We start from the raw sequence: 26,718 nt of genomic DNA on the forward strand, positions 1-26,718 counted from the left end.
GCGATGCCGTTGCTGGAGCCGGAGCCGGATGCCCTGCGCCCCGCCGCGCGCCCTGAGGCCCCCTCGCCCGACCGGGTCCCCGACGACCGTGCCGGGGGTACGCCCGAGCCCCTGCGCGGCGACCTGATCGCCCTGCTCGGCGCCGACAAGGTACTCACCGGGATCTCCGACCTCGTCCGGTACGCCTCCGACGCCAGCCCCTACCGCTTCGTCCCCCGGGTCGTCGTGGTCCCCGAGGACATCGACGACGTGTCGGCCGTGCTGTCGTACGCGCACGGGAAGGGCCGCGAGGTGGTCTTCCGCGCGGCCGGGACCTCGCTCAACGGCCAGGCGCAGGGCGAGGACATCCTCGTCGACGTGCGCAGGCACTGGACCGGCGTCGAGGTCCTGGACGGCGGCCGGCGGGCCCGCATCGGGCCCGGTACGACCGTCGCCCGCGCCAATGCCGCGCTCGCCCGGCACGGACGCGTGCTCGGCCCCGACCCGGCGAGCGCGGTCGCCTGCACCGTAGGCGGGGTCGTCGCGAACAACGCCTCGGGTATGACGGCGGGCACCACCCGGAACTCGTACCGCACGCTCGCCTCCCTCACCTTCGTGCTGCCTACCGGCACGGTCGTGGACACGGCGGAGCCGGACGCCGACGAGCAGCTGGCGCACGCCGAGCCGGCTCTGTGCGCCGGGCTGATGAAGCTCAGGGCGGAGATCGAGTCCGACCCCGAACTGGTCGCCCGCATCCGCGCCAAGTACGCCATCAAGAACACCAACGGCTACCGCCTGGACGCGTTCCTGGACGGCTCGACACCCGTCGAGATCCTGCGCGGCCTGATGGTGGGCTCCGAGGGCACCTTCGGCTTCATCTCGGAGGTCGTCTTCGACACACTGCCGCTGGACCGGTGTGTCACCACCGGGCTGCTCTTCTTCCCCTCATTGCCGGCCGCGGCCGCCGCGGTGCCCCTGTTCAACGAGGCGGGCGCGCTCGCCGTCGAGCTGATGGACGGCAACACGCTGCGCGCCTCGGTGAGCGTCGAGGGCGTACCCGCGGACTGGGCCGCACTGCCCAGGTCGACGGCGGCGCTCCTGGTGGAGTTCCGCGCTCCGGACGCGTCCCGGCAGGAGGCGTACGAGGAAGCGGCCCTCGAAGCGCTGGAGGGGCTCACGCTGGTCTCCCCCGTCGCCTCGGTGACGAATGCCTTCACCCGCGACCCGAAGACCATCGCGGGCTACTGGAAGGCCCGCAAGGCGTTCGTCACGGCGGTCGGCGGTGCGCGTCCGTCCGGGACCACGCTGATCACCGAGGACTTCGCGGTGCCTCCGGAACGGCTGGCGGAGGCCTGTGCGGCACTGCTCGAACTCCAGGCGCGGCACGGCTTCGACGCGGCCGTCGCGGGTCACGCCGCGCACGGCAATCTGCACTTCCTGCTCGCCTTCGACGCGTCCCGGGCGGCCGATGTCGCGCGGTACGCCGCCTTCATGGACGACTTCTGCCGGCTGACGGTCGAGCGCTTCGACGGCTCCCTGAAGGCCGAGCACGCCACGGGCCGGAACATCGCGCCGTTCCTGGAACTCGAATGGGGCCCCAGGGCGACGGAGTTGATGTGGCGGACGAAGCGGGTGATCGATCCGGACGGGGTGCTCGCGCCGCGTATCGTGCTCGACCGTGATCCGCTCGCGCATCTGCGGGGCCTCAAGACGATTCCGCGGGTCGAGCCGATCGCCGACCCCTGCATCGAGTGCGGCTTCTGCGAACCGACCTGCCCCAGCCAGGACCTGACGACCACGCCGCGCCAACGGATCGTGCTGCGCCGGGAGATGATGCGCCAGCCCGACGGTTCCCCGGTCGAGGACGGCCTCCTGGAGGCGTACGGATACGACGCCGTGGACACCTGTGCGGGCGACTCGACGTGCAGGCTCGCCTGTCCGGTCGGCATCGACACGGGCGCGCTGATGAAGGGCTTCCGGCACGCACGGCACTCGCCGCGCGAGGAGAAGACGGCGGCGCTCGCCGCGCGGAACTTCCGGGTGGTCGAGGCGGCGGCGCGACTGGCCGTGGCCGCCGCGGACCGGATCGGCGACCGATGGGTGGGCGCCGCGACGCGCGCGGCACGCAAGGCGGTACGGCCGGACCTCGTGCCCGAGTGGCTGCCGGGGATCCCGGGAGCGGCCCCCGCGAAACTGCCCCGCACCGCGCGCGAGGGGGCCTCCGCCGTCTACTACCCGGCCTGCGTCAACCGCATCTTCGCCGGCCCGGGGGACGTGTCGCTCGCCCAGGCCGTCGTCGCGGTCTCCACGCGCGCGGGGAGGCCGGTTTGGATTCCGGACGATGTCGCGGGGACGTGTTGCGCGACGATCTGGCACTCCAAGGGGTACGACACTGGCAACGCCGTCATGGCCAATCGCATCGTCGAGGCCGCCTGGGGATGGACGGCGGGCGGCAAGCTGCCCCTCGTCGTGGACGCCTCGTCCTGCACGCTCGGCCTCACGCACGAGGTCGTGCCGTATCTCACCGCCGACAACCGCGAGCTGCACGCCGAGTTGACGGTCGTCGACTCCCTGGTGTGGGCCGCCGACGAGCTGCTCCCCCACCTCACGGTGCTCCGGAGGGTCGGCTCCGCGGTGCTCCACCCCACCTGTTCCATGCGCCACTTGGGCGACGAGGCACAGCTGCGCGCGGTGGCCGAGGCCTGCGCCGACGAGGTGGTCGTTCCGGACGACGCCGGGTGCTGCGCCTTCGCGGGCGACCGCGGCATGCTCCACAAGGAGCTCACCGAGTCGGCCACCCGCAAGGAGGCCGCGTTCGTGGGCTCGCGCCCCTTCGACGCGCACCTTTCGGCGAACCGTATGTGCGAGGTGGGGATGGAGCACGCGACGGGCCGCGGCTACTACTCCGTACTGCTGGAGTTGGAGCGCGCGACCCGTCCTGAATCGGTCAACTGACCTCGGGTGCGGGTTCCTTGACCGCGACGGCTTGAGCGGGCACGTCGGCCTTGGCCACCGGCTCAGGCTCCACGTCCAGCTCCGGGTCCGGCACCGGCTCCGGCTGTGCGGGCGCCTCGGCCCGTGGCTCGTCGTCCTCCTCCACGAACGCGATCTCGCCGTCCAGCACCTTCTTGGCCCGTTCCAGGTCGAGCGCGCCCTCCCAGCGGGACACCGCGAAGACAGCGACGCAATTGCCTAGCAGGTTGGTGGCGACGCGCATCGAGTCCATGATCCGGTCGACGCCGAGCAGGAGCGCGACCGCTCCCGCGGGGATGACGCCGAGGGAGGACGCGGTCGCCGACAGGGCGAGGAAGGCCGAACCCGGTACGCCCGCCATGCCCTTGCTGGTCAGCATGAGCACCAGGATCACGGTGATCTGCTGGCTCAGGGAGAGGTCCACGCCCACGGCCTGGGCGATGAACAGCGTGCCGATGGAGAGGTAGATCGAGGCGCCGTCGAGGTTGAACGAGTACCCCGTGGGCAGCACCAGCCCCACCGCGTCGTCCCGGGCACCCGCCTGGCGGAGCTTCTGCATCATGCGCGGCATCACGGTCTCGCTGGACGCGGTGCCGAGGGCGAGCAGCATCTCCGCGCGGGTGTAGCGGACGAACTTCCACAGACTGAGCCCGGTGACCAGCTTCAGCGCGACGGCGAGCAGCGCGAGGAACAGCAGCGCGACCGCGTAGCACAGGATGATCAGCTTGCCGTACGTCTTGATCACGCCGAGCCCGTACTCGCCGACCAGGTGGACCATGGCGCCGAACACCGCGAGGGGGGCCAGCTTCATGACGAAGCCGACGATCGCGAAGATGATCTCCTGTGCCTGCTCGATGGCGGGCAGGATCTTGGGCACCTTGGTGGTGCCGAGGTGCAGCAGCGCGGCACCCGTCAGACACGCCAGCACCAGGACTTGGAGCAGCGAGTTCTCGGCGAACGCGCCGACGGCGCTCTGGGGCAGCGCGTTCAGGATGAACTCGCTGGTCGAGGGCAGCGAACCGCCTGCGGTCTTGCCGTCGATCGCCGACGCGTCGAGCTTCGACGGGTCGACGTTCATGCCCGAGCCCGGGTTGACAACGTTGGCGGCGACCAGGCCGATGAGCAGCGCGGCCGTGGACGCGACCTCGAACCAGATCAGGGACTTGAGCCCGATCCGCCCGAAGGCCTTCAGATTGCCGGCCTTGGCGATGCCGACGACGACCACGCAGAACACGAGCGGCGAGATCACGGTCTTGATGAGACGCACGAAACCGTCGCCGAGCGGCTGGAAGGTCGTGGCCGTGTCGGGCCACAACCTTCCTACGACGATTCCGAGCACGAGAGCGCAGGCGACCTGCGCGAACAATGAGGTACGCAGTATGCGTGCGACGCGTCGCGGGGACGGTACAGACGGCGGCACGGGGGACTCCTCCAAGGGGACTTCTGGTATGCGGAAAAGCGCTTCCGCGCTGATCACTATTGAGGAGTTCTCCGTGCCGCCGGATACCTCTGTGTCACGTCCATGTAAATCATGGAACAGAGGCACCATCCCTACTCAGGGGCCTCAGAAGCCTCAGGGTTCTCAGCAGTCGCTGCGGTCCTGCGTCAGCGCTCCCTGCACGGTGGTCACACTCCGGTCGTAGCAACCGGCCGAGCCGTACAGCCGATACCGCTCGCTCGTCACCGCGACCGCATGACGCTGGTCGCGCGGCACGTTCGCCGTATACGTGGCATCGCCCGTGTAGGTGTCGTCGAGCCGGGACCACGCGGTGCGCCGCCCGCCGCGCGTCTCCACCACAGCCGCCCGGTCGCCGAGCGTCAGGACGGTCCGCAGCCGGTCGTCCGCGCCGAGAGTCGTCGTGCCGTCCATCGCGTACGTGCGCTGGGTGCGCGTCGTCCTGGCCGGCCCTCGTCCGTCGACGGTGACCGTCTCGTCGTCGGTCCAGGTCGCCTTGAGCCCGTCCGTGTTCTCACCGTCCGTCCAGCGGTGCACGGAGGTGTTCGCCAGCACCCGCCGGACGGTGGTCTTCACGCGGCCGTGCGAGGTGTCGACGTACCCGGAGACCGTCAGCCCATGCCCGCCCTCGGTGTCGAGGCGGTTCTCCGAACCGGACGTGTACGTCGACGAGTTGGCCAGGTCGCCCGCCTTGACCTCGGTGAGCGCGCCGCTCACGTGCTCGCTCTTCGCGTCCTGCCAGACGAGGACGTTGACCGGGGCGCTCCAGCCGGTCTGCCCCTGAGGAACGCCCACGACGGAGACGTCGACCCGGTGCGGACGGCCGTCGTTCAGGAGCCCGGCGAAGGGTGTCAGGTCGTACTCGATGGGCTTGACATCGAAGGCGCGCGGGCCCGGAATCACGTACCAGAGGAAGGGGTTGGACCAGCCGCCGGTCCACACGGTCGGGAACGGCTCGGCGATACCGGCGAGTTGACCGTCGACCTTGATCTGCACCTCGCGGTAGGGACCGTTGTCCGCCTGGCAGGAGTACGGGGCCGAGTCCGGCACCGTCAGATACCAGAACTCCTCGCAGCCGCCACCGGACCCGGTCGCGTACACCTCGGCGACGATGCGCTCACTGTTGCGCGGTGTGGTGAGGGTCCCGTCCTGGAGGGTGAGGACCCGGTCGGGGGTGGCCGCCGCCGGCTTGGCGGGCTTTTCGGCGGCGTAGAAGGTGAGCGTGGCCTTGACGTCGAGGACTCCGGTGTACGTGTCGTCGACGACGTTCCCTATCAGCATCTCGACGTCGCGGCTCTGCCGGAAGGTGTCGCTGTAGCGGGTCACGTCCTTCTCGACGGACCACTCGATGCCGTCGGGCGAGGGCTCCGGAGTGGACGTGCGGAAGATCTCGACCCCGCCGATGTGCAGATAGCCGAGCCGGTCGAACTGCCGCCCCTTGACCTTGCCGTCGAGCCGCAGCACCACCTTGCTCCAGCGGTCACCGCAACCGCTCGGCGGCGCGTACGTGCCCTGGTACGGCGTGAAGTCTCGGAACTGCGCCTCGGCGACCGTCACTTCGCAGGACTTGGTGGCGGGCGCGGCGATCGGCGGGGCGGCGGTCAGGGGGTCGTGCCAGTCGGTGCCGAACTCGGCGGGAGGGTCCGCGAGTTGAGTGGCCGAGACCGGGGCCGCCCCGAGGAAGGCGCTCGCCACGAGGGTCACCCCGGCGAGCATGGACATGATGAGCCGTCTTCTCATGTGCGGTGTTCTACGGGGCGGTTGACCCGTCCCGCAATGGGCCCTCGGGACGGCATGCGCACGAGGACGGTGGCGGAACGGGGACCCCACGTCGTGGTGCCCCCGTTCCGCCACGAGGACTAGGCGTTCAGATCCGCCTTGTCCCCCATCACCACGACAGGATGCTGATCCGGGTCGAGCGTGCGCAGCAGATACTCCATGGCCGACTCGGACACGGTCACACACCCGGACGTGCCGCTGTCGTGGTCCAGGTGCAGCCAGATCTCGCCGCCCTTCGACTGCCCCAGGGGGCGGTGCGGGTCCTCGGGCGGGGCGCCCACGCGGCGGTTGTAGTTGATGGCGATGACGTAGTCGAAGTCGTGCCAGTGCGACTCGTCCCAGTCGTACGGCGCCTGATAGGTCTCCGACTGGTCGTACGGGAGCAGGGCGCCCGGGTCGTCGAGCACTCCGCCCGCGTCGGTGAGCGTGAACACCCCGACGGGGCTGCGCTTGTCGTTCTCGTGGTGGTCGGTGGTCCAGCCCCTGGTCCCGTTGTGCGCCGGCCACCTACGGGTCTCGTCCCAGGTGGAACCGGACTTCGTGTACAGGACGACGGTGGAGTCGGCGGAGTTCTTGCCCTCACCGTAGACCGCGACGACCTGGTGGGAGGCGGGCGGGATCCGCTGCTGCAACCGGTCGCCGACGTCAGGGATGCGTGTCAGGTCGACGGTCTGCGGCGGGGAGTGGCCGGCCTGGCCGCCGGGCCCTCCGGTGCCCTTCGTCCCGCTCCCACTCGCGCTCGCGCCCCCGCCGCCTTGGCCACCGCAGGCCGACAGAGCGACGACAAGGACACCACAAGCCGCCGCGGCGAACCCCGCACGCATCGCGCCGCTCTTTCGCACGCGGCCCATCCCGTTCTTTCGCATACGGCACATAGTTGCACCACGTATCGGGCGAATCGCCCACCATCTGCTTCCCGGCCATTCGCGGGCGGTTGGGCCGAATCCATGCCCCGCGGCGAAAAATCGTTTGCCTCCGACCACGCTGCGACGCGAACCTTTCACGGTTTGTTGCCGGCCTTCACGGCCGGTCGGTTGCCGAGAACCGCGGCTCCCGCCACCCCCTGACACGAGCCACTGGGACGTCATGCAGATTCAAGACCTTCCGTATCCCGACCCGGGTGTGCCGGACGCACGCTCGGGCCCCCGATTCCTGTGGTGGCTCGGCCGGAATCAGCTCGGTGGGCAGTTCAAGGCCCTCGCCTGGGGGCTGCTGCACTTCGTGGCCGTCTCCGTGCTGCCGTTCTGCGTCGGCCTCGCCATCCAGGCCGTCGTCGACCGCTCCGGCACCAGGCTCGCCCTGACGGGCGGGCTGATGGTGCTCTGCGGTGTGGGCATCGCGCTGGGCGACACCATGCTGCACCGCACGGCGGTCACCAACTGGATCACGGCGGCCGCGCGCGTCCAGCAGCTGCTGGCCCGCAAGACCGCCCAGCTGGGCTCCGCGCTGACGCGGCGCGTCGCGGCCGGCGAGGTCGTCGCGGTCTCCACCGGCGACGTCGAGAAGATCGGCTGGTTCGTGGAGGCCCTGTCGCGATTCGTGGCGGCCGCCCTGACCGTGGTGCTGGTCTGCGTCGCGCTGGTCGTCTACCAGCCGGCGCTCGGCGTGATCGTCGCCGTGGGCATGCCTGTCCTGGCGCTCGCCGTGCTGCCACTGCTGCCCCGCGCCACCCGGCGCGCCGACTTCCAGCGCGAGAAGGCCGGACGCGCCACCGAACTGGCCTCGGACACCGTCGCGGGCCTGCGCGTACTGCGCGGCATCGGCGGCGAGGAGCTCTTCCTCGACCGCTACCGCCGTGCCTCCCAGGAGGTCCGCCGGGCAGCCGTGCGCAGCGCCCGGATGTGGTCGCTGATCAGCGCGATCCAGGTACTGCTGCCCGGTCTGCTGTTGATCGCCGTCGTCTGGCACGGCGTGCATCTGGCCCGCGACGGCAAGATCACGGTCGGCGAACTGGTCACCGTGTACAGCGCGGTCATGCTGCTCACCTATCCGCTGCGGCACTTCGAGGAGATCGCCATGGCGTACTCCTTCTCGCGTCCGTCCGCCAAGCGGGCCGCCCGGGTGCTGTCCCTCGAACGAGCGATGGACAGCGACGGATCTCGCGCGGCCGAGGTGCCGGGCGGCGATCTGTACGACCCCTCGACCGGGCTGCTGGCGCCCTCCGGACGGCTCACCGCCGTGGTGTGCGGCGACCCGGACACGGCGGGGCTGCTGGCCGAGCGGCTGGGCGGGCACCCTTCCGAGGAGGGCACCTCGGCGCTCCTCGGGGGCGTACCGCTGGACGAACTGCCGCTGGACTCCGCCCGCAGCGCCGTCCTCGTCCAGGACAAGGACCCGGTGCTGCTGTCCGGCTCGCTGCGCGAGCTGCTCGACGTCCCCGCGTCGGGTCTCGTCACCGCCGAGGCCGCCCTGACCGCCGCGCAGTGCGGCGACGTCCTGGACGCGCTGGCCCAGGGGTCGCTGGACGCCGAGGACCCGATGGACGCCCGGATCACCGAACGCGGACGCTCCCTGTCGGGCGGCCAGCGCCAGCGTCTGGCGCTCGCCCGCTCGCTGCTCACGGACCCCGAGGTACTCGTCCTGGACGAGCCGACGTCCGCCGTCGACTCGCACACCGAGGCCCGGATCGCGGACGGCGTGCGCTCCCTGCGCGCCGGGCGCACGACGGTGGTCTTCACCTCCTCGCCGCTGCTCCTGGACCACGCAGACCGGGTCGTGCTGGTCCACGAGGGCGAGGTCGCGGCGGTCGGCGTACACCGCGAACTGGTGCGCAGCGAGCCGCGTTACCGGGCCGTGGTAACCCGGGAGACCGAGGACGAGGCCGCCCTGGACACCGAGGACGAGGCCGCCCTGGACGACGTACTGGAAGCACTGGAAGAAATCGAGGAGACCGCATGATCGGCGTGGCGCCACCGGCGTACGACCCGGCCGCCCCGACGACGGCGAACACCCTGCCCGTCGGCGCGCCCGCGACCGTACGCGCCTACGTGGCCGAACTGTTCCAACGGCACCGCAGGGCCTTCCTGCTCCTGGTCGCCGTCAACACCGTGGCCGTCGTCGCCTCGATGGCCGGGCCCTATCTGCTGGGCTCGGTCGTCGAGCGGGTCTCGGACCACGCGCGCGAGCTCCATCTGGAGCGCACCGCCGCGCTGTTCGTCGTCGCCCTCGTCGTCCAGGCCGTGTTCGTACGAGCGGTACGACTGCGCGGGGCCGTGCTCGGCGAGCGGATGCTGGCCGATCTGCGCGAGGACTTCCTCGTACGGTCGGTCGGGCTGCCGCCCGGCGTCCTGGAGCGGGCGGGGACCGGCGATCTGCTGTCCCGCATCACGACGGACATCGACCGGCTCGCCAACGCGATGCGCGAGGCGGTGCCGCAGCTGGCCATCGGTGTGGTGTGGGCGGCGCTGCTGCTCGGCGGACTCGCCGTGACCGCGCCGGCGCTCGCCCCCGCCGTGCTGGTCGCCGTGCCGCTGCTGGTGGTCGGCTGCCGCTGGTACTTCAAGCGCGCGCCGTCCGCCTACCGCTCGGAGGCCGCCGGGTACGCCGCTGTCGCCGCCGTCCTCGCCGAGACGGTCGACGCCGGGCGTACGGTCGAGGCGCACCGCCTGGGCGAACGCCGCATCGATCTGTCGGACCGCCGGGTCAAGGAGTGGACGGCCTGGGAGCGGTACACGCTCTGGCTGCGGTCGGTCCTCTTCCCGGTCGTCAACATCACGCATGTGACGGTGCTCTGCTCGGTCCTGATGATCGGCGGGGTCTTCGTCCTCCAGGGCTGGATCGGTGTGGGCCAGCTGACGACGGGCGCGCTCATCGCGCAGATGCTCGTCGACCCGGTGGGCCTGATCCTGCGGTGGTACGACGAGCTGCAGGTCGCCCAGGTCTCGCTGGCCCGCCTTGTCGGTGTCCGGGACATCGAACCGGCCGCGGGCGACCCGGCCGTGGCCCCGGACGGGCGCGACGTCCACGCGGACCGGGTGCACTTCGGCTACCGGGCCGGAGTGGACGTGCTGCGCGAGGTCTCCCTGGAGGTCGCGCCCGGCACCCGGCTCGCCCTGGTCGGCCCGTCCGGCGCGGGCAAGTCCACGCTGGGCAGGCTGCTCGCCGGGATCTACGCGCCCCGGGACGGCCGGATCACGCTCGGCGGCGCCGAACTGTCCCGGATGCCCGCCGAGGAGGTCCGCTCCCACGTGGCCCTGGTCAACCAGGAACACCACGTCTTCGTGGGCTCCCTGCGCGACAACCTGCTGCTCGCCCGGACCGGCGCCGCCGACGCCGAGCTGTGGGCGGCGCTCGGCGCGGTCGACGCGGACGGCTGGGCCCGGGCCCTCGGCGACGGCCTGGACACCGAGGTCGGCTCCGGCGGCGTGGCGCTCACCCCGGCCCAGGCCCAGCAGATCGCGCTGGCCCGGCTGGTGCTGGCCGATCCGCACACGCTGGTCCTGGACGAGGCGACCTCGCTCCTCGACCCGCGCGCGGCCCGCCATCTGGAGCGCTCACTGGCGCGCGTCCTCGACGGCCGCACCGTCGTCGCCATCGCGCACCGGCTGCACACCGCGCACGACGCGGATGTCATCGCCGTCGTGGAGAACGGCCGGATCAGCGAGCTGGGCAGCCACGACCAGCTGGTCGCGGCGGAGGGTGCGTACGCGGCGCTGTGGCGGTCCTGGCACGGGTGAGCGAGCGCTGCCGGTGCGATCCGCGCTCACACGTGGGAGCGGTCGCACCGACGCCCCGGGCCTGCATCCGTGGGCATGCCAGTCCCACATCGGACCGTGTGGCGTTGCGCGGTGCCGAAGGGGGGTGGAAGGCTGGATGTGGGCACCGGCTCGGGGGACACTCCCGGGAACCACCCGTTCGCGCGGAGTGACGCCTGTGTCCAGTGGCCCGTGCGCCGCCGTCGAGTGCGGCGGCACCGGACCCCGCCCGCACCCCCTGGAGGTAGCCGTGAACAGCGCCGACGGATGGGGAGACGACGTCTACCAGCCCGACGGATCCGAGGTACAGGACGACGCGGGGCTGCTCGACGCCGAGGACACCCTGCTCGCCGACGGCGTCGGCGATCCCCTCGACCGGGGCTGGTCGCCACCGGAGCGACCGTGGGCGGTGGAGCACTCCGGCGTGACCGCCGCCGAGCGCCAGGAGGGCGAGACCCTGGACCAGCGCCTGGCGGAGGAACTGCCCGACGTCGCGGAACCCGACGGAGACGGCATCGGCGACTGCGAGGGCACCGACGGCGAACCCCTCGACAACGAGGTGGGCGCCCTGCGCTCCGGCCGTCTCGTGGCCCCCAACGAAGGCGCCCATGAGGACGAGGAGAGCGGGCTCATCGCCACGGACGTGGGCATCGACGGAGCCGCCGCCTCGGCCGAGGAAGCCGCGATGCACATCGTGGACGAGGACTCCCTGTCCGGCTGACCGGATCCCCGCCCCTCTCCCCCAAGGAGCACCCATGCAGCAGGACAAGCAGCCCGCCTACCACCCCGTCGTCTTCCGCGACCGCGCCGCCGGCTACGCCTTCCTCACCCGCTCCACCGCCACGAGCGAGCAGACCATCGAGTGGGACGACGGGGAGACCTACCCGGTCGTCGACGTCGAGATCTCCTCGGAAAGCCACCCGTTCTACACGGGCAAGGCCCGGACCGTCGACACGGAGGGCCGCGTCGCTCAGTTCGAGCGGCGGTACGGAAGCGGCGGGCAGGACTCCGGCGGGAGCACCACCGCCTGAACGAGACGATGCCCCTGGGCCAACCGCCCTGCCGTACGGGCCCGTTGAGAGCGGCTCCTTCACCACCTCGGCGCCGCCACAGCCCTGGCTGGACCGCGTCTACAGCTGCCTGGAGGTCGGCCGCACGAGGACGACACGGGCCGCCCACCACCTCAGATGACGTTGAGCGCCGCCGCGCACCCCACCCCGCCCAGCAGCATGAACACCGGCATCAGCACCTTGAGCTCCACCCAGCTGCCGGCGCGGAAGCGCATCGCCTTGGGCGGGCCGATCGGGTACCAGCGCTTGCGGCCGATCGGGATGGGCCACAGGACCGGGCAGCCGGACACCGTCAGGGCGTCCCCGATGTCGTGCACCAGGGCGCCCAGGACGATCGGAAGCCCGAGCCACAGGTATTCCTGGCCCGGCGCGGTGAACAGCCAGTCCGATCCGTTGCCCGGCTTGTCCAGGACCCCGGCGAGGATCCAGGCGCTGGTCGCGGCCAGCAGCCAGACCAGGATGTCGGCGCTGGAACCACGGGTCGCCCGCCACAGCAGACCCTCGATGGCGAGCACCATGTGGACGAAGAGGATGGCCAGGACCGCCCAGCGGCCGCCGGTGATCGCCACGACCGAGGTGCCCGCGCCGATCATCACCGCCCACAGCCAGGTGTGCGTCAGTGTGCGGTGGCCGCCGGAGCGGCGTGGGTCGCCGGGCTTCCTGGTCCCCTTGTAGACGGCGTACGAGAGCTTGTCGACGATCTCGCACAGGCCCCGTGAGACGGGTCCGAAGGCCCGCGAGATGGTGGCCGCCTTGTGATCCAGGTCGGGGGCGAGGGCGGCGCCCGCGCAGATCAGCGCCCCGACCAGGAGGACCGGCCAGGGCATGGTGTGGCCGGTCGCGGCGGCCGCCGCTCCTACGCCGAGCCAGGCCGCGGCTCCCGACAGTGAGTGTGCTGGTCCCATCATGGCCGTTCCCCGCCCCATTCCTCGTGTACCGCTGTCCAGTTGCCCGTGTGCGCTGACGCTTGGCCGGCGCCACAGCGTAGCGGTCGTGATCTTCCGACCAGCATCCGATTCCCCCATCGAGTGGGTTCACAGGCAAGATGGGGGCGTGACCCTTATCGATCAGCTGCCGCAGACCGCAGACCCCGACGCCCTCTACGAAGCCTTCGAGTCGTGGGCAGGGGAACGCGGTCTCACGCTCTACCCCCATCAGGAGGAGGCGCTGATCGAGGTGGTCTCGGGGGCGAACGTGATCGTCTCCACGCCCACCGGCTCGGGCAAGAGCATGATCGCCGCCGGCGCGCACTTCGCGGCGCTCGCCCGTGACGAGGTCACCTTCTACACGGCGCCGATCAAGGCTCTCGTCTCGGAGAAGTTCTTCGAGCTGTGCAAGATGTTCGGCACCGAGAACGTCGGCATGCTCACCGGCGACGCCTCCGTGAACGCCGACGCCCCCGTCATCTGCTGCACCGCCGAGGTGCTGGCGTCCATCGCGCTGCGCGACGGCAAGCACGCCGACGTCGGCCAGGTCGTCATGGACGAGTTCCACTTCTACGCGGAGGGCGACCGCGGCTGGGCGTGGCAGATCCCGATCCTGGAACTGCCGCAGGCGCAGTTCATCCTGATGTCGGCGACGCTCGGCGACGTCTCGATGTTCGAGAAGGACCTCACCCGGCGCACCGGCCGCCCCACCTCGGTGGTCCGCTCGGCGACCCGGCCCGTGCCCCTCTCCTACGAGTACGTGCTGACTCCGCTGACGGAGACACTCACCGAGCTGCTCGCCACCAAGCAGGCACCCGTCTACATCGTGCACTTCACCCAGGCCCAGGCCGTGGAGCGCGCGCAGGCGCTGATGAGCATCAACATGTGCACGCGGGAGGAGAAGGACCAGATCGCCGAGCTGATCGGCAACTTCCGCTTCACCACCAAGTTCGGCCGCAACCTCTCCCGTTACGTACGCCACGGAATCGGCGTGCACCACGCGGGCATGCTGCCCAAGTACCGCCGCCTGGTGGAGAAACTGGCCCAGGCCGGTCTCCTCAAGGTCATCTGCGGCACGGACACCCTCGGCGTCGGAGTCAACGTCCCGATCCGCACGGTGTTGTTCACGGCCCTGACGAAGTACGACGGCACCCGTGTGCGGACGCTGCGCGCGCGGGAGTTCCACCAGATCGCGGGCCGCGCCGGGCGGGCCGGCTTCGATACGGCGGGCTACGTCGTGGGGCAGGCTCCCGAGCACGTCATCGAGAACGAGAAAGCCCTCTCCAAGGCGGGCGACGACCCGAAGAAGCGCCGCAAGGTGGTGCGCAAGAAGGCTCCCGAGGGCTTCGTCGGCTGGACGGACAGCACCTTCGAGAAGCTCATCTCCTCCGAGCCCGAGCCGCTGACCTCGCGCTTCCGCGTGACGCACACCATGCTGCTGTCGGTGATCGCCCGCCCGGGCAACGCCTTCGAGGCGATGCGGCATCTGCTGGAGGACAACCACGAGCCGCGCAAGCAGCAGTTGCGGCACATCCGGCGGGCGATCGCGATCTACCGCTCGCTCCTCGACGGCGGCATCGTCGAGAAGCTCGACGAACCGGACTCCACGGGCCGCGTCGTCCGCCTCACCGTCGACCTCCAGCAGGACTTCGCGCTCAACCAGCCGCTGTCGACGTTCGCGCTCGCCGCGTTCGAGCTCCTGGACCCCGAATCCCCCTCGTACGCCCTCGACATGGTGTCCGTCGTCGAGTCCACGCTGGACGACCCGCGGCAGATCCTCGCGGCCCAGCAGAACAAGGCGCGCGGCGAGGCCGTGGCCGCGATGAAGGCGGACGGCGTCGAGTACGAGGAGCGCATGGAACGGCTCCAGGACGTCTCGTACCCCAAGCCTCTGGAGGAGCTGCTCTTCCACGCGTACAACACCTACCGCAAGAGCCATCCGTGGGTCGGCGACCATCCGCTGTCCCCGAAGTCCGTCATCCGTGACATGTACGAACGGGCCATGACCTTCACCGAGTTCGTCTCCAACTACGAGCTCGCCCGCACTGAGGGCATTGTCCTGCGCTACCTGGCGAGTGCCTACAAGGCGCTCGAACACACCGTCCCGGACGACCTCAAGTCCGAGGACCTGGAGGACCTCATCGCCTGGCTGGGCGAGATGGTGCGCCAGGTCGACTCCAGCCTCCTGGACGAGTGGGAGCAACTCGCCAACCCCGAGGAGATGACGGCCGAGGAGGCCCAGGAGAAGGCCGACCAGGTCAAGCCGGTCACCGCGAACGCCCGCGCCTTCCGCGTCCTCGTCCGCAACGCCATGTTCCGCCGGGTCGAACTCGCCGCCCTCGACCATGTCCACGAGCTCGGCGAGATGGACACCGACTCCGGCTGGGACGCCGATGCCTGGGGCGAGGCGATGGACAAGTACTGGGACGAGTACGAGGACCTCGGCACCGGCCCCGACGCCCGCGGCCCCAAGCTGCTGTCGATCGTGGAAGAGCCGCAGAACGGCCTGTGGCGTGTCCGTCAGACCTTCGCCGACCCGAACGGCGACCACGACTGGGGCATCAGCGCGGAGGTCGACCTCGTGGCCTCCGACGCGGAGGGCCGCGCCGTGGTCAAGGTCACCGACGTCGGCCAGCTGTGAGGACGGGAGAATCCCCCACATGACGAACCCAGCCGAGAGACTCGTCGATCTGCTCGACCTGGAGCAGATCGAGGTCAACATCTTCCGTGGCCGCAGCCCGGACGAATCACTGCAGCGGGTCTTCGGTGGCCAGGTGGCGGGCCAGGCCCTGGTCGCCGCCGGGCGCACCACCGAAGGCGACCGGCCGGTGCACTCGCTGCACGCGTACTTCCTGCGCCCGGGCCGGCCGGGCGTGCCGATCGTGTACCAGGTCGAACGGGTCCGGGACGGGCGGTCGTTCACCACCCGTCGTGTCACCGCCGTGCAGCAGGGCCGCACGATCTTCAATCTGACCGCCTCCTTTCACAAGCTTGAGGAAGGGAGCTTCGAGCACCAGCTGCCGCCGGCCCGCGAGGTTCCGGACCCGGAGTCGCTGCCGACGGTGACGCAGGAGATCAAGGAGCATCTGGGCGCGCTCCCCGAGGCGTTGGAGCGCATGGCACGGCGTCAGCCGTTCGACATCCGCTATGCGGACCGGCTGCGCTGGACCCCCGAGGAGATCAAGGACGCCGAGCCGCGCAGCGCGGTGTGGATGCGTGCCGTAGGGCCGCTGGGCGATGACCCGCTGGTGCACACCTGTGCCCTTACGTACGCGAGCGACATGACCCTTCTGGACGCCGTCCGGATCCCGGTGGAACCGCTGTGGGGCCCGCGCGGCTTCGACATGGCCTCGCTGGACCACGCCATGTGGTTCCACCGGCCGTTCCGCGCGGACGAGTGGTTCCTGTACGACCAGGAGTCCCCGATCGCGACGGGCGGTCGCGGGCTGGCCCGCGGGCGCATCTACGACCTGGAGGGACGCCTGCTCGTCTCGGTCGTCCAAGAGGGGCTTTTCCGGGCGCTGTAGGGAAGGGCTCTTCAGGGCGCTACGGGACGACACCTGTGGCTCAGGGGTTTCTGCGGCGCAGCCATCCGAGCAGCCTCCGTGACCGCTCGGACTCCTCCGTCGTGGGCCGGTCCTCCGTCGTGGGCCGGTCCTCCGTGGCCGGCCGTTCCTCCGCGGTCGGCGGCTCTCCGGCTGTCGGCCGCTCTTCCGGAGCGGTCGGCCCCGGTCGCGAGGCCACTGGTGGTGAGGCCACCCGGGACACGGCCACGGATGGTGGGACTTTCGCTGTCGGGCGGGGCGCGGCACGGAGCTCCCGGGCTTCGGCGAGAGCCCGGCCCAAGTCGGCACGGAGCCAGCCGATCTCGTCGGGATCCTCAGCCGTCATGATCCGTGCAGCGAGGTGTGCGGCAGGAGAGTCCGGCGCACCGTGAGAAACGTGCTCGGGCCGGAAACGGTTCAGATAGGCCCGCTCGTACGGATCGCTGACGATCTCCGCCACCTGAACGGGGTCGAGCAGGGACGCCACGACCGCGGCCCGTGCCCAGGGGTCCTCGGCCTGCCGCAGCAGGAAGCCCATGTGCCGTCCCCGCCAGTTGCGGGAGCGCAGGTCCAGGCCGGCCTCCAGCTGGTCACGGAGCCCCTCGGGCGTACGGCCGCTCAGCATCAGGACGTTGTCCTTGTCTGCCGTGAACTGCCGCAGTTCCTCGGCCAGATACAGCCAGACCACGGCTCGGTAGCGGTTCAAGTAGAACTTCACCGGCACCACCAGCCCCAGGCGCGCCAGGCGCGTGAACCTGGCGGTGGTCACCTCCATGAGGGCGGCGCCCTCCGTGGTGCCGACGACCTTGACACGCTCGCGCAGGGACTCGGGGAAGCCTTCCTCGGAGCGCACCCGGTCGATCTCCGTGCGTGCGACGCGACGTCCACCGCCGCCCTCGTCGGGGACAGTCCGGACGCATCCGAGGTGCAGGGCGAGGTCGAACTCACCGCGCCTGAGATCCAGTTCTCGTGCGGCGCGGCTGAGTGACGACGTGGCGGACTGGGTCATCGTGTTGCCGGACATGGCGGTTCTCCCCGTGGAGCGAGTTGCTCGCGCTGGCGTGCGCTTGCTTCGAGAAAAACCGTATCCGGCTCGGCCGACGTCGCGGCGAGCCTGTGGATAACTCTGACTGCGACGACGTATGCCCAGGTCAGAGGTCTACGGTGGGTGCGCCTTCTGGCTGCCGCGCGTCCACGCGAAGGTGTTCGCCGACGCGGTTCACGAGCAGGGTCATCTCATAGCCGATCTGGCCGATGTCGGCCTCCGCGGCGCTGAGGACACACAGACAGCTGCCGGCGCCGGCGGCGGTGACGAAGAGCACCGCGTCGTCGAACTCGACCATCGTCTGGCGTACTTGCCCCGCACCGAAGTGACGGCCGGAGCCCTTGGCCAGGCTGTGCAGGCCCGACGAGACCGCGGCGAGGTGCTCGGCGTCCTCGCGCCGCAGTCCCGTGCTCGCGCCCGTCACCAGCCCGTCGTTGGACAGCACCAACGCGTGCCGTATGTGTTCGACGCGCCCGGTGAGGTCGTCCAGCAGCCAGCCAAGTCCCGTGTTCTGCGCCATGATCCGGTCTCCCCGTGGTGTCCTTCCCCCTGGCCGGAGGATCTGACCAGCAGCCTTCCCCACAGCCGCCCTCCGAGCAAGGAGGACGGTCGGCATGGCAGAGAAGATGACCGACGAGCGATGGCCGGCGTTCGTCCGGCTCCGCCTGGTCTCGGCCGGCGTCTCAGCCGACGGAGTCGAGCAGACGGGCGGTGTGCACCCGCCCGGCGTACTCGACGAGACGAATCAGCACCTCCTTCCCGGAGTCACGGTCACGTGCGTCACAGAGCACCACGGGCGTCCCCCGGTCGAGGTCGAGGGCCCGGGACACATCCTGAGCGCCGTAAGTGCGGGCGCCCGTGAAGCAGTTGACGGCCACCACGAACGGGATGTGCCGGTGCTCGAAGTAGTCCACCGCGGGGAAGCAGTCTTCGAGCCGCCGAGTGTCCGCGAGAACGACGGCGCCGAGGGCGCCCTGCGACAACTCGTCCCAGAGGAACCAGAACCGGTCCTGGCCCGGGGTTCCGAAGAGGTAGAGCGAGAGGCCGGACCTGATGGTGATGCGTCCGAAGTCCATCGCGACGGTTGTCGTGACCTTCTGGTCCACACCGTCGGTGTCGTCCACCGACTGGCCTGCCTCACTCAGCAGTTCCTCGGTGCGCAGCGGCCTGATCTCACTGACCGCGCCCACCAGGGTGGTCTTGCCCACGCCGAATCCGCCGGCGACCAGTATCTTCAATGCCAGGGCGGTCATCTCGCCACCCGAGGCGTCGGAGTTCTCGGAGACCATCGATCACTTCTCTCGGGAGTGCCGACTACGGTCGACGTCGGTACATCTGTGCGGAGTGTGCGTCGGTACATCAGTGCGGGTGTGCGAAGCGTCAGCGCGAGTGTGCGAAGTCAGCATCATGACAACTGCGGCTCCCCTTCGAGGGATTGGACCGCAATGTGACCGTTGTGACCCGCTCGCGTCCGTTCAGTACTCGAATGTGGGCACAAAGAGGTCCAGGACAAGCCGACGTGGTTCATCTAGAGCGCCCTCAGCCCCTCGATCACCTCGCGGAGGATCCGCTCGTCGGGCAGTTGCGCGGGCGGCACGGGGCGGCTGACGGTAACGCAGCCCAGTTCCAGCAGATCGCCGAGGAGCACCCTGACCACGCCCACCAGCAGGTCGGCGCCCGCGGCCAGTTCGGCCACCGACTGTGTCTCGATACGGCACAGTTCGATCAGCGCCCGGTGCTCCGGGCCGAGCGAGGTGTCGTCGTCGACTCCGGGTGCGCCCGTGTCGAGCGTGACCAGGGCGATCAGGTCGAAGCGCACCCCGGTGGGGCCGGGTTTGGTTCGCCCGCCCGTCATCGCGTAGGGGCGGACGAGCGGTCCGGCCTCGTTGTCGTACCACTGGCTGCCCGGCTGCGGCGGGGCGCCCGGCGTGTCCTCGGTCATCTGCACCGACCGTCCTCGGTCATCCGGCGGCGGGCGGCTGTGCGGCGACCCGCGGCGGCGTGTAGAGGTGCTCGCCTACGCGCTTGACCAGCAGCGCCATCTCGTACGCCACCAGGCCGATGTCGGCCGTGACGGCGGTGAGGACGGCAAGGCACGAACCGTCACCCGCCGCGGCGACGAACAGGAAGCCGTCGTCCATCTCGACCATCGTCTGACGTACGCCGCCGGCACCGAAGTGGCGGCCGGCGCCCTTGGCCAGGCTGTGGAAGCCGGAGGCGACAGCGGCGAGGTGTTCGGCGTCCTCTCGGCGCAGACCCGTGGAGGCGCCCACCGCGAGACCGTCGTTGGACAGCACCACGGCGTGTCGCACTTCGGCCACGCGCAGCACCAAGTCGTCCAGCAGCCAGTCGAGTTCACCGGACCGCTGGGCGGCCCTCATGCTCGGGTCCTGGATCATGCGGGGTCTCCTTCGCTGCTGTCGCTGCCCGCTTCGGGGTCGGGGGTGGCTCTGAGGCCGGGTGACCTGCCGCTGCCGCGTACCCAGCCGTCGCGGTAGGCCGCCATGCGGTCCCGTACGAGTTCGGGGGTGCGCTCGTCGTCGCCTTCGGGACGCGGCGTTTCCGCCGGCTCCTCGGAGCGCTGTTCGCGCAGTTGGGGGGCGAGACTCGCCTGTCGTACCCGCCGTGGGAGGTCGTCGGAGTCTTCGGAGTCGTCCGGAGGACGGTGCAGCCGCAGTGTGGTGACTCCAGGTGGCGGGTTGTCCGACGAGCCGTTCACGGGGGCTTCGGCGACGCTCTGCACCGGGGGCACCAGTGCGGGCCGCTCGGTGACGGCCTGCACGGATTCCTGTTCCGGGGCGGCCGACACGCGCGCGTACTCCCGTTCCGTGGGCTGCCTTCCGGTAGTGTCGGTCCTGCGGGGGGAACGTTCCGCCGCACCGCCGTGCAGCAGGGCCGTGGGGAGCAGAACGACCGCGGTGGTACCGCCGTAGGGCGAGGTCCGCAGGTGCACCTTGATGCCGTGCCGGGCCGCGAGCCTGCTGACCACGAACAGTCCGAGCCGGTCGCTGTCGAACAGGTCGAGCGCCTCGGACTGCTCGATGCGCCGGTTGGCCTCGGCGAGCGTCTCCGCGCCCATGCCGAGCCCCCGGTCCTCGACCTCGACCACGTAGCCGTTGCCGACCGGCTCGCCGGTGATCCGCACCCTGGTGTGGGGCGGCGAGAACTGGGCGGCGTTCTCGACGATCTCCGCCAGGAGGTGCGTGAGGTCGGCCACCGCGGCACCGACCACGGACGCCTCGGGGAGTTGCCGTACCTCCACGCGCGCGTAGTCCTCGACTTCGGAGACGGCCGCGCGGACCACGTTCGTCAGTGAGACCGGCATGCGCCAGGCCCGGCCGGGTGCGGCTCCGGAGAGGATGATCAGGCTCTCCGCGTGACGCCGCATGCGTGTGGTGAGGTGGTCGAGCCGGAACAGGTCGCTCAGCTCGTTCGGATCCTCCGACCTGCGCTCCATGCTGTCCAGCAGGCTCAGTTGACGGTGCACGAGAACCTGACTGCGGCGGGCGAGATTGACGAAGACCCCGGAGATTCCGCTGGCGAGTTCCGCGCGTTCGACGGCGGCGCGCAGGGCGGCCCGGTGCACGGTGCCGAGGGCCTCCGCGACCTGTCCCGTCTCGTCCTCCGCAGGCGGCCCGGGCGGGGCCTCGGCGCGGACGTCGATCTCCTCGCCGGCCCGCAGTTTGCGCATGGCCTGCGGGAGTTTGCGGCGCGCGATCTCCAGGGCGCTGTTGCGCAGGCTCACCAGCTCGATGACGAGGCCGCGTCCGATGCGCACGGAGATGACGAGGGACGCGACGACCGCGGCGAGTCCGAACAGGACCGCGGCACCGGCGGGGGTGAGCACACCGCGGGTGAAGGGGTCGGCCCGGTCCGCGACACCGCGGCCCGCGTTCGCCTCGATCGTGCGCATTCCGTCCTGCACGCGCGCGTGGGCCGTGTTCCAGTCGGCCTCCGGCGCGGCGTCGATCGCCTTGCCGCCCGGGCGGGAGACGAGCACCTTGTCCTCGACGGCGCGTACGTCGGTGTACGCGCTCCCCTCCACGAGGTGGTGCCAGGCGGCTCGTTCGGCCCCGCTCAGATCCGCGACGGCGGAGTCGATCAGGGTGCGGCGGGTGTCGACGGCGCCGGTGAACAGCCGTAGCCGCTCGCCGTCGAGGCTCCCGGCGAGCCGGGCACTGGACAGCACCGCGTCCTCCTGTGCGAGCGCTTCCCCGGCCCGGGAGAATTCGAGCAGCACACGCGCGTCGGAGCCGAGGTCGGCGTCCTGGATGCCGGTGAGCGCGCCGCCCACCGCGAAGGCCGTCGAGATGGTCTTGGTGTACTGCCCGTACGCCTCGTCCCATCCGGTACGGCGGTCCAGCACGGCGGTGCGCAGGGACCGCAGGTGCTCGGCTCCGGTGACGAAGGCGTCGAGGCGCCCGGCCACTCCCGCGGGCAGGTCGGCACCGTCGGCGACGGTGTTGTGGTCGCCCAGTCGCAGCTTGGCCACCGCGCGGTCGGTGCGCCGCGCCAGCTCCTTGAGGTCTGCCGGCTGTTCAGTGGCGGGGTCGGTCGCGTAGCGGACGGCTGCCGCGCGTTCGGCCTGGAGCGCGGCGACGGCGGCGTCGACCGGGGATCGGACCGTCGAGTCCACGCGCTGCAACTGCCGTAGCCGCGCGACGTCCTGGGCGGTGCTCACCGTGGCGTACGCCCACAGGGCGAGCAGGGAGATGACCGGCACCATGAGCAGGCAGACGATCTTGGCTCGTACGGTGCGGGGCCTGACGTGCCACCGTCCCGCGCGCGTGGGTGCCTCTGGCGGCGTCCCCGTGACGGTCTCGTCGGTGTCCGCGTGTTCGTCGGCCGGCGGGCCGGCGTGCGCGCGGCGACCGCGGGCCAAGGGCTGGGGCGGCGGCTCGGCGCCGGCTGTGGGGGTCCTACGGGGTGTACGCATGGCCTCCTCGCTCGGAAAGGTTCGGGGCGTGTCTTCCGGGCCGTCGTGGCTCCGGGCCCGCCACTAGCGGGCGACGCTCTCGACCGGCCGCTGGGCCGATGCGGATGCCTCGCGCTCGCCGGCCGTCGGCGACAGCGCGACGAACGCCGATGTCAGGAAGAGATAGGACCCGAGGCCGACGGCGAGGGGGAAGATGAACTGCATCGCCGTGGCCCCGGGCAGGGCCTCGCCGGAGGGCGTGACGCGCACGCTCACCGCGATCATTCCGGTGTAGTGCATGCTGCTCACCGCACCGCCCATGACGAGGGAGGCGATAGCGACCGCCACGGGCGACTTGATGTTGAGCGCCGCCCACAGGGCCGCGGTCGCCGCGACCACGGCGATCACGACGGAGAGGCCGACGAGCCCCGGGTCGTAGTGCACCTGGCCGTGCAGCCGCAGCGCGGCCATGCCCAGGTAGTGCATGCTCGCGACGCCGAGTCCGGTGGTGAGTCCGCCGAGAACGAGCGCGCGCCCCCGGTCGCGGCCGTAGCCGACGGCGAAGACGCCCGCGCCGACCACGACCATGGCGACGAGCAGACTGAGGATGGTCAGCGGCACGTTGTAGCGCATCTCCGTGCCGCTGACACTGAAGCCCAGCATCGCCACGAAGTGCATGGTCCAGATGCCGGTGCCGATCGCGGAGGCCGCGGTGAGGAGCCAGTTGCGGCGCGACCGCCCGGTGGCGCCGAGCGCGCGGACCGTGCAGCGCAGCCCGAGGGCGGCGCCTATGCAGGCCATCGCATACGACAGCACGGGGGTCAGCCAGCCGAAGGCGGCGTGGTCCAGGTGTCCCATGGCTCAGGGACGCTAGTCCGGGCAGGGGCGTGCAAAGGGGGCGCATTTCGAAAGCTGTTGGAATATGACGAAGAGATGTACCTGAACGATCGCGTCACGCTCGAACATGTGCGCCGCGTCGTCCTTCGTGTCGGTGAGGGATCATGCGGAGCATGAGCGACGACCACACACATGTCCAGGAGTTCTTCACGGCACGTGCCGCCGACTGGGACAGGCGGTTCCCCGACGACGGACCCGCGTACGCGGCCGCGGTCACCGAAATGGGTCTGCGCGAGGGTGACCGCGTGCTCGACGCGGGTTGCGGCACCGGGCGCGCCCTGCCGCCGCTGCGAGCGGCCGTGGGGGCCTCCGGAGTGGTCCTCGGGGCCGATCTGACCCCGGCCATGCTGGAGGCCGCCGTACGGGCCGGACGGGACCGGGACGGACAGTTGCTGCTCGCCGACGTCTCCGCGCTGCCGTTGCGCACGGCGTCGCTGGACGCGGTGTTCGGGGCAGGCCTCATCGCACATCTGCCGAACCCGGCCGAAAACCTCCGGGAGTTGGCTCGCGCGGTGCGGCCGGGGGGCACCCTTGCGCTCTTCCATCCGATCGGCCGGGCGGCGCTCGCTGCCCGTCAGGGCCGGCAGATCACCCCGGACGACCTGCGCGCGGAGGCCAATCTCCGGCCCCTGCTGGCCGGCTCCGGCTGGGACATGACGTCGTACGTCGACGAGGACACCCGCTTCCTCGCGCTGGCCGTCCGCCACGGCTGAACCATCAGCCTCTTCCGGCGACCTCCGCCGCGAACACGTCGGGGTTGTCGAACATGACGTTGTGCCCGGCGCCGGGCACGGTCACGACCCGTACTCCGGCGTCCTCCAGGCCTTCCCTGCCCGGGAGTTCACCGCTCAGCTCGCCCTGGAGATAGACGCGGTCCACCGACAGCTCTTCGAGCATGTGGCGCATCGTGGGGTTCGTGCCGCGGCTGAGCCCCGTCGCCGTGCGGTGCAGGGCGCGCGGATCGGCGAGTCGCATGGTGGCCGCCCAGGAGGGGCCGACTTTCTCCAGTACGCGCGCGTGGCCACCGTTTTCGACGTAGTCGTCCTCTTCGTAGGAGGCGATGCCGCTGCTGCCCGGGGTGACCGGAGGGTACGGGTCGAGGTTGGCCTCCGTCAGGACCAGCCGTGAGACCAGGTCGGGCCGCCGGTGGGCGAGCACGATGGCGACGGCGCCGCCCATGCTGTGCGCGACCAGCTCGGCGCCGGTGACGTGGGCCGTGTCCAGGGCCGCCGCGAGCGCGTCCGCGTGGCCCTCCAGGGTGTAGCCGAAGTCCGCGGGCCGGTCGCTGATGCCGTGACCGGGCAGGTCGACGAACAGGGTGCGGCGACCGGCCAGCTCGGGCCGGGCCGCGATATGGGCGTTGTAGACCGTCGAGGCCGAACCCAGGCCGTGCACGTACACCCGCGCGGGTTCGCTGCCCGCCGCCTCAGTCCAGCGGATCCGGCTTCCCTTGCCGTCGAATTCTGCCTGCTTCATCACGCGCTCCCCTGTGCCGCTTCACGTTTCCTGACGCCTCCGAGAGAATACATCGGAACGGATGTATCTAGGAACCGATGTACAGCGAGAGTGCGGCAGAATAGGGGCATGCTGGAGCTGGCCATCCTCGGATTTCTGTACGACGCCCCGTTGCACGGCTACGAGCTGCGCAAGCGCATCACGGCGCTGACAGGGCATGTGAAGCCCGTGGCCGAGAGCACGCTGTATCCCGCGATCAAGCGGCTGGAGAAGGCGGAGCTGCTGGAAAGGGCAACGCAGCCGGGCTCCGTGGCCGCCCCCCGTCACATCCTGACCCTCACTGAAGAGGGCAGACGCGAACTGCGCCGCCGGCTCGCGGAACCGGCGGGGCGCGACATCACCGACGAGAACCGCTGGTTCACGGTGCTCGCCTTCCTCAGGCACCTGGACGCCCCGGGGGCACAGGCCGCCGTACTGCGCCGCAGGCTCGCCTTCCTGGAGGAGCCCGCGAGCTTCTTCTACGACTACGACGGCGACCAGCCGCTGCGCGCCGAGGACCTGGACGACCCCTTCCGCCGCGGCATCCTCACCATCGCGCGGGCCACGAGCCGGGCCGAACTGGCCTGGCTGCGGGCCACGATCGACTCACTCGACGCGGGCGGCCGATGAGACGAGGCAGCCCCGCACACCCGGCACCGGGCAGGTGCCCAGCTCGGCGACGCGGTAGCCGTCCGGGTAACCCTTGATCTCCCAGTTCTGCCGCGCGAAGTGCGGGGCACGGCGCGGTGGCATCAGGCGGACCAGCCGGCCACGCGTGCGCACCGCACGGCGGACCAGCGCACGCGTGACGGCGCCCGGGAGCTCGTATCGGAAGGCACGCAGCAGCGGTTCGTCGAGCAGGGCCAGGGTCGAGGTGCGCAGCAGGGGGGGGTGAGCGGACGCGGGTACCAGGAGGCCATCAGCTCCAGCGTCGCGTCGGAGACCCTGCGCGCGCCCACGTCCCACCCGAAATGGGCCTCTTCGTAGGAGTCGAGACAGGCCTCGAACTCCTCGTAGGTCTCCGGGATGTCCTGGATGCCCATGTGCTGCCCGAGCGTGCGGTAGTGCACGGTGGACGCGACGATCTCGTGGCGCGACAGCCTGCGCCACCCATAGGCCTCAATCCACCGTTTGGGCATCACCACGAAGGTGCAGAGCACGTAACGCATGTCTTCATTGCTGATGTCGTAGCTGCGGTGCATCTGATTGATGCGGCGGATCGCGGTACGGCCCTCCTCCCCGTCGAAGCCGTGCTCGACGATGGTGTCGAGAAGTAGCGCCGTGTCGTCGTAGCGCTTCTGTGTGCGGTCCGTGAGCTCCGCCGTCTCGGCGAGCAGCCGACCGATGCTGGGGACGGCGTAGGTGCGGTAGAGCGCCAGTTCCAGGGCCCGGGTGAAGTCCCAGGGGAATTCGTACGCGGAGGTGAGCCGATAGATCTCCGACGCCTCCTTCTCCGGGTCCATCCGCCGGATCTGTGCAAGCCGCTCGTAACGCTTCACCTGGCCGTCCCCCTTCTGCCGCCGAAGCTCCAACTCTACGTTGAGTAGCAGCAGATGAACGATCAGCGATGTCCATCGCACAGGGGGAAGGTGGCCCGATGTTCGACAGACTCCGCAAGATGTGGCGCAAGAAGACGGCCGAGCGGCCGGAGGAGCGGCGGCCCGTCGCACCACGGCCGGAGAAGCGTGCGCACAACCTGTTCGAAGCGGCCGCGGCGTATGTGTCGGCGTGCGCCGAGGACGACCAGGACCAGATCGACGAGGCTGCGGCCTGGGTGTCGCCGGAGGCGCTGTCGTTCGGGGTGAACGAACTGGCCTGCCGGGCTGTGATCGCCCTGGCGCGGGAACGCGACGAGTCGCCGAAGACGGTGGCCCGTAGGCTGCTCGGGCTGCCCGCGGCCTGACCTCAGGGGCCGGGACGGTCGATTCGCCCCTGTCCAGCCGGA

22 protein-coding genes and 1 pseudogene are annotated in these 26,718 nt (G+C 70.7%); 10 read left to right on the top strand and 13 right to left on the bottom strand.

All coding sequences use genetic code 11. The annotated features are described in order from the left end of the window. Positions 1–3: 3 nt before the first annotated feature. Complete coding sequence (locus OG975_RS06475; protein WP_406328089.1) at positions 4–2,934, top strand: FAD-binding and (Fe-S)-binding domain-containing protein; 2,931 nt, start codon at positions 4–6, stop codon at positions 2,932–2,934. Here the strand turns inward: OG975_RS06475 and OG975_RS06480 are convergent. The 3 genes from OG975_RS06480 to OG975_RS06490 form a co-directional block, all read right to left on the bottom strand. Next, positions 2,927–4,372, bottom strand: coding sequence for a cation:dicarboxylate symporter family transporter (locus tag OG975_RS06480; RefSeq protein WP_406328090.1), 1,446 nt, complete (start codon positions 4,370–4,372; stop codon positions 2,927–2,929). The genes OG975_RS06475 and OG975_RS06480 overlap by 8 nt on opposite strands. Before the next feature lie 162 nt (positions 4,373–4,534). Further along, positions 4,535–6,148, bottom strand: coding sequence for a peptide-N4-asparagine amidase (locus OG975_RS06485; RefSeq protein ID WP_406328092.1), 1,614 nt, complete (start codon positions 6,146–6,148; stop codon positions 4,535–4,537). Between the two features lie 119 nt (positions 6,149–6,267). Beyond that, positions 6,268–7,053 (bottom strand): L,D-transpeptidase family protein, encoded by a 786-nt coding sequence (locus tag OG975_RS06490; protein ID WP_406328094.1) that lies wholly within the window; start codon positions 7,051–7,053, stop codon positions 6,268–6,270. Positions 7,054–7,273: 220 nt separating this feature from the next. Between OG975_RS06490 and OG975_RS06495 the strand changes: the two genes are divergently transcribed. From OG975_RS06495 to OG975_RS06510, 4 genes are all read left to right on the top strand, one after another. Continuing rightward, entirely contained in the window at positions 7,274–9,085 is a 1,812-nt protein-coding gene (locus tag OG975_RS06495) for an ABC transporter transmembrane domain-containing protein (protein ID WP_406328095.1), read from the top strand. Next, on the top strand, positions 9,082–10,863 hold the full coding sequence (locus tag OG975_RS06500) for an ABC transporter ATP-binding protein (protein ID WP_406328096.1): 1,782 nt from the start codon (positions 9,082–9,084) through the stop codon (positions 10,861–10,863). Before OG975_RS06495 ends, OG975_RS06500 begins: the two co-directional genes overlap by 4 nt. 268 nt (positions 10,864–11,131) lie before the next feature. Continuing rightward, positions 11,132–11,602: a DUF5709 domain-containing protein gene (locus tag OG975_RS06505; protein WP_406336175.1), complete on the top strand. Its 471-nt coding sequence runs from the start codon at positions 11,132–11,134 to the stop codon at positions 11,600–11,602. 34 nt (positions 11,603–11,636) lie between these two features. Further along, positions 11,637–11,912: a type B 50S ribosomal protein L31 gene (locus OG975_RS06510; RefSeq protein WP_406328097.1), complete on the top strand. Its 276-nt coding sequence runs from the start codon at positions 11,637–11,639 to the stop codon at positions 11,910–11,912. A 152-nt stretch (positions 11,913–12,064) separates the two neighbouring features. Here the strand turns inward: OG975_RS06510 and OG975_RS06515 are convergent, their stop codons facing one another. After that, the gene (locus OG975_RS06515; RefSeq protein ID WP_406328098.1) at positions 12,065–12,859 is read right to left on the bottom strand and encodes a metal-dependent hydrolase; all 795 of its coding nucleotides are present in this window, start codon (positions 12,857–12,859) and stop codon (positions 12,065–12,067) included. 145 nt (positions 12,860–13,004) lie between these two features. Between OG975_RS06515 and OG975_RS06520 the strand changes: the two genes are divergently transcribed. Then, the gene (locus tag OG975_RS06520; protein ID WP_406328099.1) at positions 13,005–15,518 is read left to right on the top strand and encodes a DEAD/DEAH box helicase; all 2,514 of its coding nucleotides are present in this window, start codon (positions 13,005–13,007) and stop codon (positions 15,516–15,518) included. Between the two features lie 19 nt (positions 15,519–15,537). Then, a complete protein-coding gene (locus tag OG975_RS06525; protein ID WP_406328100.1) occupies positions 15,538–16,404 on the top strand; it encodes an acyl-CoA thioesterase in 867 nt (288 codons plus the stop codon). A gap of 40 nt (positions 16,405–16,444) precedes the next feature. Here the strand turns inward: OG975_RS06525 and OG975_RS06530 are convergent, their stop codons facing one another. The 7 genes from OG975_RS06530 to OG975_RS06560 form a co-directional block, all read right to left on the bottom strand. After that, positions 16,445–17,446, bottom strand: coding sequence for a DUF6397 family protein (locus tag OG975_RS06530; RefSeq protein WP_406328102.1), 1,002 nt, complete (start codon positions 17,444–17,446; stop codon positions 16,445–16,447). A gap of 127 nt (positions 17,447–17,573) precedes the next feature. After that, positions 17,574–17,987 carry a roadblock/LC7 domain-containing protein gene (locus OG975_RS06535; RefSeq protein WP_406328103.1) on the bottom strand — a complete coding sequence of 138 codons (414 nt, stop codon included), beginning with the start codon at positions 17,985–17,987 and terminating at the stop codon, positions 17,574–17,576. A 163-nt stretch (positions 17,988–18,150) separates the two neighbouring features. Continuing rightward, a complete protein-coding gene (locus OG975_RS06540; RefSeq protein WP_327426869.1) occupies positions 18,151–18,756 on the bottom strand; it encodes an ATP/GTP-binding protein in 606 nt (201 codons plus the stop codon). Between the two features lie 239 nt (positions 18,757–18,995). Beyond that, on the bottom strand, positions 18,996–19,409 hold the full coding sequence (locus OG975_RS06545) for a DUF742 domain-containing protein (protein ID WP_406328104.1): 414 nt from the start codon (positions 19,407–19,409) through the stop codon (positions 18,996–18,998). A gap of 19 nt (positions 19,410–19,428) precedes the next feature. Beyond that, positions 19,429–19,866 (bottom strand): roadblock/LC7 domain-containing protein, encoded by a 438-nt coding sequence (locus OG975_RS06550; RefSeq protein WP_327426871.1) that lies wholly within the window; start codon positions 19,864–19,866, stop codon positions 19,429–19,431. Next, positions 19,863–22,403, bottom strand: coding sequence for a nitrate- and nitrite sensing domain-containing protein (locus OG975_RS06555; RefSeq protein WP_406328106.1), 2,541 nt, complete (start codon positions 22,401–22,403; stop codon positions 19,863–19,865). The genes OG975_RS06550 and OG975_RS06555 overlap by 4 nt, the downstream gene beginning before the upstream one ends. Positions 22,404–22,466: 63 nt before the next feature. Then, positions 22,467–23,240, bottom strand: a complete 774-nt coding sequence (locus tag OG975_RS06560; RefSeq protein ID WP_406328107.1) for an MHYT domain-containing protein — start codon at positions 23,238–23,240, stop codon at positions 22,467–22,469. A 152-nt stretch (positions 23,241–23,392) separates the two neighbouring features. Between OG975_RS06560 and OG975_RS06565 the strand changes: the two genes are divergently transcribed. Continuing rightward, complete coding sequence (locus tag OG975_RS06565) at positions 23,393–23,992, top strand: class I SAM-dependent methyltransferase (RefSeq protein WP_406328108.1); 600 nt, start codon at positions 23,393–23,395, stop codon at positions 23,990–23,992. Positions 23,993–23,996: 4 nt separating this feature from the next. Here the strand turns inward: OG975_RS06565 and OG975_RS06570 are convergent, their stop codons facing one another. Beyond that, positions 23,997–24,755, bottom strand: a complete 759-nt coding sequence (locus OG975_RS06570; protein WP_406328109.1) for an alpha/beta fold hydrolase — start codon at positions 24,753–24,755, stop codon at positions 23,997–23,999. A gap of 108 nt (positions 24,756–24,863) precedes the next feature. Between OG975_RS06570 and OG975_RS06575 the strand changes: the two genes are divergently transcribed. After that, entirely contained in the window at positions 24,864–25,403 is a 540-nt protein-coding gene (locus tag OG975_RS06575) for a PadR family transcriptional regulator (RefSeq protein WP_406328110.1), read from the top strand. Here the strand turns inward: OG975_RS06575 and OG975_RS06580 are convergent. Further along, a pseudogene (locus OG975_RS06580) lies at positions 25,380–26,272 on the bottom strand (oxygenase MpaB family protein). The gene OG975_RS06575 and the pseudogene OG975_RS06580 overlap by 24 nt on opposite strands. A 98-nt stretch (positions 26,273–26,370) precedes the next feature. On the opposite strand from OG975_RS06580, the gene OG975_RS06585 reads away from it, so the two are divergent. After that, complete coding sequence (locus tag OG975_RS06585; RefSeq protein ID WP_406328111.1) at positions 26,371–26,676, top strand: hypothetical protein; 306 nt, start codon at positions 26,371–26,373, stop codon at positions 26,674–26,676. The last annotated feature ends 42 nt before the right edge of the window (positions 26,677–26,718 follow it).

The organism is Streptomyces sp. NBC_00203 (genome assembly GCF_045206325.1).
Classification (GTDB): domain Bacteria; phylum Actinomycetota; class Actinomycetes; order Streptomycetales; family Streptomycetaceae; genus Streptomyces; species Streptomyces lutosisoli.